At 71.4% G+C, this 13,336-nt stretch carries 10 protein-coding genes; 7 read left to right on the top strand and 3 right to left on the bottom strand.

The window, feature by feature from the left end:
• The 4 genes from NS354_RS01555 to NS354_RS01540 form a co-directional block, all read left to right on the top strand.
• Positions 1 to 1,025 (top strand): ABC transporter substrate-binding protein (locus NS354_RS01555; RefSeq protein WP_058592858.1); only part of this gene is annotated, 1,025 nt, incomplete at its 5' end.
• 153 nt (positions 1,026 to 1,178) lie between these two features.
• Positions 1,179 to 2,054: a branched-chain amino acid ABC transporter permease gene (locus NS354_RS01550; protein WP_082677842.1), complete on the top strand. Its 876-nt coding sequence runs from the start codon at positions 1,179 to 1,181 to the stop codon at positions 2,052 to 2,054.
• The gene (locus NS354_RS01545) at positions 2,041 to 3,801 is read left to right on the top strand and encodes a branched-chain amino acid ABC transporter ATP-binding protein/permease (protein ID WP_058592857.1); all 1,761 of its coding nucleotides are present in this window, start codon (positions 2,041 to 2,043) and stop codon (positions 3,799 to 3,801) included. The genes NS354_RS01550 and NS354_RS01545 overlap by 14 nt, the downstream gene beginning before the upstream one ends.
• Positions 3,798 to 4,493, top strand: coding sequence for an ABC transporter ATP-binding protein (locus NS354_RS01540; RefSeq protein ID WP_058592856.1), 696 nt, complete (start codon positions 3,798 to 3,800; stop codon positions 4,491 to 4,493). Before NS354_RS01545 ends, NS354_RS01540 begins: the two co-directional genes overlap by 4 nt.
• Before the next feature lie 94 nt (positions 4,494 to 4,587).
• On the opposite strand, the gene NS354_RS01535 is transcribed toward NS354_RS01540, so the two are convergent.
• The gene (locus NS354_RS01535) at positions 4,588 to 5,439 is read right to left on the bottom strand and encodes an SDR family NAD(P)-dependent oxidoreductase (protein ID WP_241490294.1); all 852 of its coding nucleotides are present in this window, start codon (positions 5,437 to 5,439) and stop codon (positions 4,588 to 4,590) included.
• A gap of 217 nt (positions 5,440 to 5,656) precedes the next feature.
• Between NS354_RS01535 and NS354_RS01530 the strand changes: the two genes are divergently transcribed.
• Positions 5,657 to 7,312, top strand: coding sequence for an amidohydrolase (locus NS354_RS01530; RefSeq protein WP_058592855.1), 1,656 nt, complete (start codon positions 5,657 to 5,659; stop codon positions 7,310 to 7,312).
• Between the two features lie 19 nt (positions 7,313 to 7,331).
• Complete coding sequence (locus tag NS354_RS01525; RefSeq protein WP_058592854.1) at positions 7,332 to 7,637, top strand: EthD family reductase; 306 nt, start codon at positions 7,332 to 7,334, stop codon at positions 7,635 to 7,637.
• Between the two features lie 25 nt (positions 7,638 to 7,662).
• Here the strand turns inward: NS354_RS01525 and NS354_RS01520 are convergent, their stop codons facing one another.
• Positions 7,663 to 9,231: a GMC family oxidoreductase gene (locus NS354_RS01520; protein ID WP_058592866.1), complete on the bottom strand. Its 1,569-nt coding sequence runs from the start codon at positions 9,229 to 9,231 to the stop codon at positions 7,663 to 7,665.
• A 190-nt stretch (positions 9,232 to 9,421) separates the two neighbouring features.
• Here NS354_RS01520 and NS354_RS01515 point away from each other — a divergent pair, with 190 nt between their 5' ends.
• Entirely contained in the window at positions 9,422 to 10,834 is a 1,413-nt protein-coding gene (locus tag NS354_RS01515) for an aldehyde dehydrogenase family protein (protein ID WP_058592853.1), read from the top strand.
• A gap of 227 nt (positions 10,835 to 11,061) precedes the next feature.
• Here NS354_RS01515 and NS354_RS01510 read toward each other — a convergent pair whose 3' ends face one another.
• Positions 11,062 to 13,176 carry a DEAD/DEAH box helicase gene (locus tag NS354_RS01510; protein ID WP_058592852.1) on the bottom strand — a complete coding sequence of 705 codons (2,115 nt, stop codon included), beginning with the start codon at positions 13,174 to 13,176 and terminating at the stop codon, positions 11,062 to 11,064.
• Positions 13,177 to 13,336: the final 160 nt, after the last annotated feature.

Here is a 13,336-nt window from a genome sequence, read left to right as displayed (position 1 = left end):
GCGCCGCGGCGCAGGCCGTATTCGACCGCGTGAACGCGGACGGAGGCATCGACGGCCGCCAGATCGAGTACACGACCGTCGACGACAAGGGCGACCCGGCCTCCGCGACGGCGGCCGCCCGGCAGCTCGTGGGCAGCGACGAGGTGGTCGCTCTGGTCGGCGGGGCCTCGCTCATCGAGTGCGAGATCAACCAGGAGTACTACGCGCAGGAGAACGTCCTGTCGATGCCCGGAATCGGGGTCGACACCGGCTGCTTCGACTCGCCGAACATCGCGCCCGCCAACCTCGGCCCCTTCAACGACATGACCCTCACGCTGCTCAACGGCTCCGAGAACCTCGGTCTCGATGACATCTGCGTGCTGCTCGAGATCGCGGGATCGACGAAGCCCGCGTATCTCGCGGGCGTCGAGAAGTGGACGGAGATCACCGGCGAGGAGCCCCTGCTCGTCGACGACAGCCTCCCCTACGGCGGGTCGGACTACACGCCCTACATCGTGAAGGCGAAGAACGCGGGTTGCTCGGCGATCGCCGTGAACGGCATCGAACCGGATGCGATCGGCCAGGTGAAGGCGGCGCAGGCGCAGGGATGGGACGACGTCACGTTCCTGTTCCTCACCAGCGTGTACAGCGAGAACTTCGCCTCCGCGCTCGACTGGACGGGAGCGGGCGTGCACGTGCCCGCCGAGTTCTACCCCTTCACGGAGGACAACGAGATCAACGCCGACTGGAAGTCGCTGATGGAGGAGAACGACATCGCGCTCACCTCGTTCAGCCAGGGCGGCTACCTCGCGGCGACGCACCTCGTGGAGGTGCTCTCGGGGATGGAGGGCGAGATCACCCGCGAGACCGTCGCGGAGGCGCTGCACGGGATGGACCCGATCGAGAACCCGATGGTCGCAGCCCCCTACCAGTTCGATCAGGTCGCGGCGCAGGAGTACACCCCGGGCGGCTGGCCCGTCGTGCTCGAATCGGGCACCCGCGCCTGGAAGCAGTCGGCCGACGACTGGCTGATCCCGAGCAGCTGACCGCTGCCCGGCCGGCGTCCGCCGCCGGCCGGCGGGTGCCCGGCGCGACTCCGATGCCGCACCGGGCGCCCGCACCGATCCGTTCCCCCATCACCGGCGAAGGAGCCCCATGCGTTCGACCATCCTCGTCCACTCCGAGCACGGAGGCGTCGCGTGAACGGCGACGGCGTGCTCCAGGGCGCGCTCGCAGGCCTCGCCTCGGGCGGCCTCTACGCGGTGCTCGCGGTGACGCTCACCCTCATGAGCCGCCTCGTGCGCGTCGTCAACTTCGCGCAGGCGGCAACGGGCATGTTCGCCGCGTTCGCCGCGGTCTGGTTCGCCGCCGAGCTGGGGCTGCCGGTCTGGGCGGCGACGATCGTCGGCGTCCTGATCGGGGCGGCGCTCAACGGCGCGATCGGGTGGGTCGCCGCGACCTGGCTCGCCGAGGCCTCCGTCACGCTCCGGTCCGCGATGACCGTGGCGCCGCTCCTCATGCTCATCTCGCTCTCATTCATCATCTTCGGGAACAAGCCGCAGCCGTTCGCGCCGATCCTCTCGGGCCCCGCATTCGCGGTGGCGGGCGTCGTCGTGAGCTGGGTGACGATCATCATGGTCGCCCTCGCGCTCGCCGTGGCCGGAGGGTGCGCTCTGCTGCTCAGGCGAACCACCGTCGGCACGCAGCTGCGCGCGCTCTCCGAGCGGCCCACGACCGCGGAGCTGATCGGCATCGCGGCGAAGCCCCTCTCCATCGGCGTGTGGGCGGCGACCGGCGCCATCTCCGCGGTGACGATCCTCGTCATCGCGCCGTCGCAGTCCAACGATGCGATCAGCCTCTCCATGCTCATCATCCCCGCGTCCGCAGCGGCGCTGCTCGGCGGGTTCCGCCGCCTCGACCTCGCCGTCGGCGGCGGCCTGCTGCTCGGGGTGATCTCCGGCGTCGTCGCGCAGATCCCGGCATTCTCATTCGTGCGCAACTTCATCCCGTTCCTGTTCATCGTCGTGCTGCTCCTCTGGTCGCAGCGAAAGGAGGTGTGGGATGCCGCTCGCTAACCGCAGACTGCGAACCGCACTGCCACTGCTCGTCGCCGTCGTCGGCATCGGTGCCGGCTGGGCGCTGAGCGCGGGGCTCTCGGGCTACTACGTGTTCCTCGGCATCAGCGCGCTCACCGCGATCATCGCGGTGCTCGGCCTCGGGGTCGTCACGGGGTCGGCGGGCATCATCGCGCTCTCGCAGCTCACCTTCGCCGCGATCGGCGCGTGGGTGGTCGCTTGGCTCAACACGCTCGACGCGCCCGGCGGCTTCATCGTGTGGCTGGTCGCGGGCGGTGCCGCCGCCGGCGTCGCGGGCATCATCATCGGCCTCCCCGCATTGCGGCTGCGCGGTGTGAACCTCGCCGTCGTCACACTCGGCTTCGCCGCCGCCTTCGACGTCATGCTCGTGCAGATCCAGTTCCCCGGCGCGGCCGACGGGATCGCCGTGCAGCGACCGGAGGCGTTCTCGAGCGATCGCGAGTTCTTCTTCTTCTCCGCCATCGTCACCGTGCTGTGCGCGCTCGCAGTGTTCGGCCTGCAGCGCAGCCGAATGGGCAGCGGCTGGAAGGCGGTCGCCTTCTCCGAGCGCGGCACCGCCGCGGTCGGCCAGAGCGTATCGGCGGCGAAGCTGTCGGCCTTCGCGGTGAGCGCAGCGCTCGGCGGCGTCTCGGGCGGGCTGCTCGCGGGCCAGGTGCAGCTGCCGTTCGCCACCAGCTTCTCGCCGATCCAATCGCTCGCGCTCTACATCCTCGCCGTGATGAGCGGCGCCTACCTCATCGACATGGCGATCTTCGGCGGCATCCTGTGGGTCGTGGTGCCCGAGCTGCTGAAGAAGTGGGGCGTGCCGCAGGACTGGGGCTTCGTCGTGTTCGGCCTGCTCGGCATCCAGGCGCTCACCAGCGGTTCGAACCTCGGCGAGGTCGTCCGCGGCGCGATTCGCCGGCGGTCTGCGGCGCGCACCGCGGCGCGCACCGCAGCGCAGCCCAAGGTCGGCACCAGCGTGCTCGACGTCTTCGCGGTGCCCGAAGCGGCCGAGCCCGTGCCCGCAGACGCCCCGCCCGTGCTCGAGGTGCGGGGCCTCGGCGTGCGGTTCGGTGCGCTCGCGGCGCTCGACGACGTCTCGCTCGCCGTGCGACCCCGGTCGATCATGGGGCTCATCGGCCCGAACGGCGCGGGCAAGTCGACGTTCGTCGACGCCGTGTCGGGGTTCCTCCCCCAGCACACCGGGCAGACTCTGCTCGACGGCGCCGACATCAGCGCGCTGTCGCCGACCCGACGCGCCCGTCGTGGGGTGCGCCGCACCTTCCAGCAGGATCGGGTGCCGCCGCAGCTCACCGTCGAGGCGTACGTCCGCTTCGTGGCGCGCCGCACGATCAACCACGACGAGCTCGCGGACGCGCTCGCGTTCCTCGGCTGCCCCGCTCCCGAGACGCCGCTGTCGACGGTCGACGTCGGCACCCGGAGACTCGTCGAAGTCGCCGCAGCGGTGCTCTCCGGCCCCCGGCTGCTCATCCTCGACGAGCCGGCGGCGGGTCTGTCGCACGAGGAGCACCTGCAGTTCGGGCATCGGCTGACCCGGATCCCCTCGCGCTTCGACACCGCGATCGTGCTCATCGAGCACGACCTCGACCTCGTACGCTCGGTGTGCACGGAACTCACCGTGCTCGACTTCGGGCGGGTGCTCGCCCAGGGCCCGACTTCCGAAGTACTCGACACCCCGGCCGTGATCGCGGCCTACATGGGAGATGCGGAGATCAGCTCATGAGCGAACTGCAGCTGCACGACGTGACCGTGAACCGGGGCGCCGGGCCGGTCGTCTCGAACGTCGACCTGGTCGTGCGCCCCGGGGAGATCCTCGCACTCGTGGGACCGAACGGGGCGGGCAAGTCGAGCCTCCTCGAATCGGTGTCGGGCGTGATCCCCCACGCCTCCGGCGACATCCGGCTGGGCGGCGCGTCGATCGCGAAGCGCACACGGGTGCAGCGCTCGCGCGCCGGCATCGCCCACATCGAGCAGGGTCGCGCGATCTTCCCCTCGCTCACCGTGCGCGAGAACATCATGCTCACTGCGAAGACCGAGCCCGCCCTCACCGAGGTGCTCGCCGCGTTCCCCGAGCTCGAGAAGCGCATCGACGCGCAGTCGGTGCTGCTCTCGGGCGGGGAGCAGCAGATGGTGGTGCTCGCGCGGGCGTTCGCTGCGAAGCCGCGCTTCCTGCTCATCGACGAGATGTCGCTCGGGCTGGCGCCCGTCGTCTTCATGCGGCTGCTGCCGCTGATCCAGCAGATCGCGGCCTCGGGCGTGGGCGTGCTGCTCGTCGAGCAGTTCACCCATCTCGCGCTCGGCATCGCCGACGAGGCGATGGTGCTCGCAAGCGGCCGGGTCGGCCACGCGCAGGCCCCGGCGTCCGTGCTCGCGGATGATGCAGATCTGCTGCGAGCGGCGTACCTCGGGGGATGACGCCGCAGGGCCCCGCCCCGGTGCCGTGCGCGAGACCGGGTGGAGAGGCTGCTCCGACGCCGATTCGGGCGCTCAGCGCAGCTCTCCGCTCCGGTCACATGCCGGCGTGCGCGAACGCCACGGTCGGCAGATCCACGATGTGGGCGCCGCCATCCGCGACGAGCACCGAACCGGTCATGTACGACGACTCGTGCGATCCGAGGAACCGCACGATGGAGGCGATCTCAGCGGGCTGCGCCGGCCGGCCGAGCGGCACGTCGCGCGTCACCGCGGCGTAGCCCGCCTCCCGGTCACCGATCGCCGCCGCGTGCGCGGCGAACTCGTCCATCTCGGCGTCGGCCATCGGAGTGCGCACCCAGCCCGGGCACACCGCGTTGACCCGCACGCCGGCCGCTCCGTAGTCGCGGGCGAGACTCCGCGTGAGTCCGATGAGCGCGTGCTTGCCGACGGTGTAGCCGGCGACCGACGGCCCCGCGAAGAGGCCCGCGAGCGACGACACCACGACGATCTGGCTCCCCCCGTTCGTCGTCGCGCTCTCGGTGAGGGCGGGCAGGGCTTCGCGGGCCATGACGAACGCGGTCGTGAGATTGGCCGTGATCGCGGCGCTCCACTCCGCGTCGCTCGTCTCGCCGACCGCGGCGAACCCGTGCCCGCCGGCGTTGGCGACGAGCACGTCGATCCGCCCGAAGCGCTCGAGCACCTGCGCCACGGCCGCGCGAGCGGACTCTCCGTCAGCCGCATCCGCCGCGATCGGCAGCGCACCGGTGGCGCGGGCGACCGCTTCGAGCGGCTCCCGCCGCCGGCCGACGATCGCGACCCGCGCCCCCTCGCCCGCAAAGCGTTCGGCGATCGCGGCGCCGATGCCGGTGCCCCCGCCCGTGACCATCACGACGCGATCCCGCATCTGCATCTGCGCCGGCACCGGCGCCCCGTTCTCCTCGGTCATGCTCGCCATTCCTCCTGCATCGAGTGGATCCGGCGCGAGGCACCGGCCGGATCGCTCCAGCTTGACCCGGCCCCGCGCCGGTGGCCGCGATCGGTCTCGCACGCACAAGACCGGCGCGCGCACGGTCAACGCCCACGAGCGTCCGTTTGCGAGACTGGCATCGACCGCCCGCCGTGCCCCGCACCGCGGTCCCTTCGCTGACGAAACGGAGTCGCTGATGACCCTGCCCAAGCCCGAACTCGTGCTCACCGGAGGCCGGATCTACACCGTCGACGCCGAGCGGCCGTGGGCAGAGGCGATCGCCGTGTCGGGCGGCCGCATCGCGGCGGTCGGCAGCGACGCCGAGGTGCTCGCGCTCGCGGGGCCCTCGACCGAGGTGCGCGATCTCGCCGGAGGCTTCGTGATGCCCGGGCTCGTCGACGTGCACAACCATCACTTCCTCGCGGGCAAGGAGGATCTGTTCGAGCTGCGCATTCCGATCGGCGCCTCCCTCGACGGCATCGTGGACGCCGTCGCCGAGTACGCCGCGGGGCTCCCGGAGGGCGCGTGGGTCGTGGGCGGCCCCTGGGCGAGCGATCGCCTGAACGACGTGAACACGGCAGCCGCGCTCGCGCGACTCGACGCCGCTGCGGGCGGGCGCCCCGTGATGCTCTCCGACGATTCGCACCACAACCGGTGGGTGAGCACCCGCGCCCTCGAGCTCGCCGGTATCGCGGCGGGGCACCCCGGAGCGCTCACCGACGCGGACGATCCCGCCAGGCTCACCGGGGTGCTGCTCGAAGCCGCGGGAGTCCCCGTCGCACGCGCGCACAGCTCCGCCGGCGGCCTCACCCCAGCCCAGGAGCGCGAAGCCGCCCGGCGCGGCGTCGCGATCCTCAACTCGTTCGGGGTCACGGCGTTTCAGGACGCGGGTGTCTCGACGCACATCCTGGAGGCGCTGCGCGCGCTCGACGCCGACGGCGAGCTCGACGCGTGGGTCGTGAGCTCGATGCTCATCAACGACGAGATCTTCGGGTTCGCGGAGGTCGGCGACGACCTCGTCTTCGACGGCGAGCGCTTCCGCACCGAGCACCACCGCCCCGACTTCGTGAAGATCTTCCTCGACGGCGTGCCGCCCACGCGGACGGGCGCCTTCCTCGAGCCCTACCTTCCCGACGACGCGCACGGCGACCACTTCCACGGCGAGACGCTGCTCGACCCCGAGGAGCTCGCCGACTGGCTGCGACGTGTCGCCGATGCGGGGCTCTCGGCGAAGATCCACTGCACGGGCGATGCGTCGGTGCACGTCGTGCTGAACGCGGTCGAGCAGCTGCGCTCGGCGGGCATCACGGAGCCGCGGTATCAGATCGCGCACGGGCAGTTCGTGCACCCCGACGACATCCCGCGCTTTGCGCAGCTCGGAGTCTCGGCCGACATCTCGCCGTTCATCTGGGTGCCGGGCCCGATCGTCGAGGCGATCCGCCAGGTGCTGCCCCGCGAGCGCGCCGACCGCATCCAGCCGAACCGCGCGCTCATCGACGCCGGAGCCCTGGTCGCCGGCGGCTCCGACTGGCCCGTCTCCCCCTCGCCGAACGCCTGGGAGGGCATCCACGGTCTGGTGACGCGCGAGGATCCGAGCGGCGACTACCCCGGCAGCCTGTGGCCCGAGCAGGCGATATCACTCGAAGAGGCGATCGCCGCCTTCACCATCAACGGCGCGGAGGCCATGGGGCTCGGCGATGAGACCGGCGCGCTCACGCCGGGCAGGTCGGCCGACTTCGTGCTGCTCGACCGCGACCCGTTCGCGCACCCCGCCCACGAGCTCGTGCGCACCACCGTCGTCGAGACCTGGTTCGCCGGGCGCCGCGTCTACGCACGCCCCTCGGCGGCGTGAGCAGCGAGAGGAGGCTCGCATGACCCGGCAACTGCTCGTGCTCTACCCCGAGCCCGCCGACCGCGCCGCGTTCGAGCAGCACTACCGCGACGTCCACCTGCCGCTGTGCGCGCAGCTCCCCGGCGTGCGTGACATCTCGTTCGCGATCGCCATCGACCGCTCCCCCTACTTCGCGGTGTTCTCGGCGGCCTTCGACGACGCCGAGGCGCTGCAGGCCGCGCTCGATTCACCCGAGGGGCGAGCCGTGGCCGCCGATGTGCCCCGGTACGCGACCGGAGGGGCGACCGTCATCGACTTCCCGGTGGAGACGCTCGACGACGAGTGACTCGGCGGCCGCCGGTCGCGGCCGGTCAGCGCTCCCCGTCCAGCAGGAAGCGGGCGCCGAGTTCGCCGATGAGCACCGCGGGCGCATTCGTATTGCCGGTCGTCACCCGCGGCATGATCGAGGCGTCGATCACGCGCAGGCCGTCAACGCCGTGCACTGCGAGCCGCGGGGAGACGACGGCGAGCTCGTCGACGCCCATCTTGCAGGTGCCGACCTGGTGGTGGTACGTCGCGACGGTCTCGCGCACGTAGTCGACGAGGTCGTCGCCGTCGCCGATCTCGGGGCCCGGGTACACCTCCCGGGCTCCCCACGCCTCGGCGAGCGCCGGCTGCCGGCCGATGCGGCGGCACTGCTGCACCGAGGCCACGAGCGATGCGACGTCGCCGTCGTGGGAGAGTGCGTCGAGGTCGATGATCGTGGGGTCGTCGGGGTCGGGCCCCGAGAGCGTGAGCGATCCGCGCGACTCGGGGGTCACGAGACCGGCCATGAAGGTGAAGCCGTCGGCGGAGCGCGGTTCGAGGAAGTCGCCGTACATGGGAACGGAGAAGTTGATCGGCTGCGTGTCGGGTCGGTCGAGGTCGTCGCGGCTCTTCCAGAAGATGTGCGTCTGCGTCACCGACCGGCCGGGTTCCGGCGGGCCGACCGGCCGCTCGGTCTCGAAGATCACGGGCGACAGGTAGTGGTCGTGCAGGTTCTTCCCGACCCCCGGGAGGTCGACGCGCGGGTCGATGCCGACCTCGCGCAGCTCCTCGGCCGGGCCGATGCCGGATCGCAGCAGCACGCGGGGCGAGTCGAGGGCTCCCGCGGCGAGCACCACCTCATCGGCGCGCAGCTCTCGCAGCTCGCCGTTCTGGGCGAAGCGCACGCCCACGACGCGCGGCCGCTCCGACACCGCGTCCTCCGCGAAGAGCAGCTCGTGCACGTGGCACCCGACTTCGACGGTCACGCGATCCCGCACCGGCTTGAGGTAGGCCATGTACGTGTTGAGCCGCTTGCCGTCGCGCACTGTGATCTGCTGCTGGGAGACGCCCTCGAGCGAGGCCCCGTTGTAGTCGGGGTTGTGCACGAGGCCCTCCTGTACGGAGGCGTCGATGATGGCCTGCTGGATCGGGGCGAGCGGATACCGGTCCGTGACGTCGAGCAGCCCGTCGGAGCCGCGCAGGTGCTCCGGGTCGTCGCTCCGGCCGTCGAACCGCTCGATCGACCGGTACACGGGCAGCACGTCCTCCCACGCCCAGCCGTCGTTGCCGAGCGAAGCCCAGTGGTCGAAGTCGAGCGGCGAGCAGCGCACCCAGATCATCGCGTTGAGCGAGTGCGATCCGCCGAGCACCTTGCCGCGCGGCAGGTGCAGCCGGTGGCCGTTCGCGCCCGGCTGCGGCTTCGTGTAGTAGTTCCAGTCGTCGGCGCTGTGCCACAGCTCCCCCATGCGCATGGGGTCGTGGATCGCGGGGTTGCCGTCCTCCCCTCCGGCTTCGAGCACGGTGACGGCGACGCCGGCGTCGGCGAGCCGGCGAGCCACGACGGATCCGGCGGATCCCGCACCCACCACGATGACGCTTCGGGGCCGGGATCCTTCGGCGGACGGAACTGGCATCGTCGACTCCTCTCCGGGCGCGGCGGCGTTGCCGCGCCGATCCTTCGATCGTGTCACCGCGCTCTCCGGCCGTCGAGTCCCTGCGCCGCGCTGTGCTCGAATCGTCAAGTGCGCTGCCGCAGCAGTCAAGCACGGGCACCGGCTCGCACCTACCCTGGAGGCATTGAACCGGACTCGAAGCGGAGGCTCCATGAACACCTACGACAGCTTGCTCGCTGCCATCACCCCCTCGCAGGGAACGACCCGTGAGGTCTTCGACCCGGCGACGGGCGCGCTGATCGGCACCGCGCCCGTCGAGGGTCTCGACGCGCTCGACGCCGCCATCGATCGGGCCGAGGCCGCGCAGCCTGCCTGGGCGGCGCTGCCGGATGCGGAGCGCCAGGCGATCCTCCACCGGGCCGCCGATGCGATCGAGGCGTCGTCGGAGGCGCTCGCCGAGCTGCTCTCGCGCGAGCAGGGCAAGCCGCTGAACGGGCCGAACGCCCGGTTCGAGGTCGGCGGCTGCGTCGCCTGGACGCGGGCGGCGGCCGACACGCCGCTTCCCGTCGAGGTGATCGTCGACGACGAGTCGGGGTATGCCGAGATGCACTACCGGCCGCTCGGCGTCGTCGGCGCCATCTCCCCCTGGAATTGGCCGATGATGATCTCGATCTGGCAGATCGCTCCGTCGTTGCGCATGGGCAACACCGTCGTCATCAAGCCGGCGGAGACGACGTCGCTCTCGGTGCTCGCCCTGGTGGCCGTGATGAATCAGGTGCTGCCGGAGGGCGTGCTGAACATCGTCGCGGGCCCGGGCCGCACCGTCGGCGATGCGCTCACGCGGAGCCCGAAGATCAGCAAGATCATGTTCACCGGTTCGACGCCCGTGGGCAAGCGCATCATCGAGGCCTCGGCGGCGAACGTCGCCCGCCTCACGCTGGAGCTCGGCGGCAACGACGCGGGCATCGTGCTGCCCGATGTCGACCCGGCTGCGATCGCCGAGGATCTCTTCTGGGGCGCCTTCATCAACACCGGGCAGACCTGCGCGGCGCTGAAGCGCCTGTACGTGCACGACTCCGTCTACGACGCCGTGGTCGACGAGCTCGCGAAGTTCGCCGCGCAGGTGCCGATGGGCGTCGGCCTGGACGAGCAGAACGTGCTCGGGCCGCTGCAGAATCGCGCGCAGTTCGACGAGGTCGATCGCCTGGTCGAGGCCGCGAAGGCATCGGGGGCCCGGGTGGTGCTCGGGGGCGACCCCGATCGCGAGGCCGTCGGCAACTTCTACCCGACGACGCTCATCGCCGATATCGATCCGCACAACGATCTCGTGGTCGAGGAGCAGTTCGGGCCGGCGCTGCCGATCATCCGCTACTCCGATCTGGACGAGGTCGTGCGCCTCGCCAACGAGCTCGAGTTCGGCCTCGGCTCCTCGGTCTGGTCGTCGGATCGCGCCCGGGCGCTCGAGGTGGCTGCGCGCATGCAGGCGGGCACCACCTGGATCAACTCGCACGGCGGCCTGCACCCGATGATTCCGTTCGGCGGCGCCAAGCAGTCGGGCTACGGCCGGGAGTTCGGCGTCGCGGGTCTGAAGGCCGTCGCGGAGCCGCACGTCATCAGCGGCTGAACGCGGCGCGTGCGCGGGCCGGGGCCCGCCTGCGCGCTGCCTCCGCAGAGCACTGCACCCCGGTCTCGCCGGTGCACACGTTCGTCGCGTGTGCACCGGCGAGACCGGGGTGCAATGAATGCAGTGGGTGCAATGAGTGCAGTGGGTGCATCAGAGCGGGTCAGCGCAGATCAGCGCAGGTGACGCGGGTGCCCATCGGCACCCGCGCTCCCCGCACGGCCCTCGCGCTACCAGCGCGGCTTGCGCTTGCCGTCGGCCCGGTCGGCGCCGGAATCGCGCCCGCCGTCGTAGCCGCCGCGCCCCCCGCGGTCATCGCGACTGCCTCGGTCGTAGCCGCCGCGCCCGCCGCGGTCATCGCGCCCGCCGCGGTCGTAGCCGCCACGGCCCCCGCGGTCGTACCCGCCGCGGCCCCCGCGGTCGTCGCGGTCGTACCCGCCGCGTCCACCCCGGTCGTCGCGGCCGCCGCCGTACCCGCCGCGGCTTCCGCGATCGTCGCGGCCGCCGCCGTACCCGCCGCGTCCGCCGCGATCGTCGCGGTCGTACCCGCCGCGTCCACCCCGGTCGTCACGGTCGTAGCCGCCGCGACCGCCGCGTCCGCCGCGGTCGTCGAATCCCTTGCCGCGGGGGCTCGGGCCGTTGTCCTCGCGCAGACGGATCGCCTTGCCTCCGATGTGCGTATCCTCCAGTCGTGCGACCGTCTCGGCCGAGAGTTTCGCCGGGAGCTCGACGAGCGAGAAGTCGTCGCGCACCTGGATGCGGCCGAAGTCGTCGCGCGTCAGCCCGCCCTCGTTCGCGATCGCACCGATGATCTGGCCGGGCTGCACGTTCTGGCGGCGTCCGACCTCGATGCGGTACATGCGCAGATCGTCGCGCTTCTGGCGGGGTCCGCGATCCTCGCGGGCCGGCCGGTCGCCGCGGCCGCTCCCCGAGTCCTCGAGGAAGCGGGCGGCCTGCTTCCGGTCGCGCTCGAACTTGCGGTCGTCCTCCTCGGTCAGCAGGAGCGGGGTGTCGCCCTGCGCGACCACGGCGAGCGCCGCCGCCACGTCGGTCTCGGGCACGTCGTGGTGGCGCACGTAGTGGGCGATGATGTCGCGGAAGCCGTCGATGCGCCGCGTCTCACCGAGGGCGGCGGTGATGGCGTCGTCGAAGCGCGAGAGGCGCGTGGCGTTGACCTCGTCGATCTGCGGCAGCGGCATCTGGGTGAGCGGCTGCTTCGTCGCCTTCTCGATCGCCTTGAGCAGGCGCTGCTCGCGCGGCGTGACGAAGCTGATCGCGTCGCCCGTGCGCCCGGCGCGGCCGGTGCGGCCGATGCGGTGCACGTACGACTCGGTGTCGATGGGGAGGTCGTAGTTGAGCACGTGGCTGATGCGCTCCACGTCGAGGCCGCGGGCGGCGACGTCGGTGGCGACGAGGATGTCGAGCTTGCCGTCCTTCAGCGACTGCACGGTGCGCTCGCGCTGCGCCTGCGGGATGTCGCCGTTGATGGCGGCGGCGGAGTAGCCCCGCGCGCGGAGCTTCTCGGCGACCTGCTCGGAATCGCCGCGGGTGCGGGTGAACACGATCATCGCGTCGAAGTCTTCGACCTCGAGGATGCGGGTCAGCGCGTCGAGCTTCTGGGTGTACGAGACCACGTTGTAGCGCTGCGTGATCGTCGAGCTCGTCTGCGTCTTGCCGGCGATCTTGATCTCGCGCGGATCGTTGAGGTACTGCTGGGAGATGCGACGGATCTGCGCGGGCATCGTCGCCGAGAAGAGGGCGACCTGCTTCCCCTGCGGCGTATCGGCGAGGATCGTCTCGACGTCCTCGGCGAAGCCCATCTTGAGCATCTCGTCGGCCTCGTCGAGCACGAGGTACTTGATCTCCGTCAGATCGAGGGATCCGCGCTTGAGGTGGTCCATGATGCGGCCGGGGGTGCCGACGACGATGTCCACGCCGCGGCGCAGGGCCGAGAGCTGCTGTCCGTACGCCTGGCCGCCGTAGACGGGGAGGAGGTGCACGTCGGGCAGGTGCGCGGCGTAGCTCTCGAAGGCTTCGCAGACCTGGAGCGCGAGCTCACGGGTCGGTGCGAGTACGAGCGCCTGGGGTACGCCCTGGCCGGGGGTGATTCGGGAGAGGATCGGAAGTGCGAAGGCAGCGGTCTTGCCGGTGCCGGTCTGCGCGAGGCCGACCACGTCTGCGCCCTCGAGGAGGGTGGGGATCGTGGCCGCCTGGATCGCGGAGGGCGTTTCGTATCCCACATCCGTCACTGCGCGGAGAACCTCGGGCGCGAGGCCCAGGTCGGCGAAGGTAATGCGCTCGCCCTCGGTTTCGGTGGGGGCGGCGTTCTCGGAAGAGGTCATCATACAAGTCTACCGCGTTTGCCCACGGATGGCAGGACGTCGCCGCACCGTCACCGAGCCGGCATCGGAGGTTCACCGGGGCGGCGTGCGCGATGCAGGCCGACCCGGTCCGCCGTGCGGCTCTGGTGCATCGGGCGCGCGATCGTATACGATTCAGGGGTAC

Source organism: Leucobacter chromiiresistens (genome assembly GCF_001477055.1).
In the GTDB taxonomy this organism is placed as follows: Bacteria; Actinomycetota; Actinomycetes; order Actinomycetales; family Microbacteriaceae; genus Leucobacter; species Leucobacter chromiiresistens_A.
The sequence above is the reverse complement of the archived record's forward strand: the minus strand, read 5'-3'. Positions and strand labels throughout refer to the sequence as shown.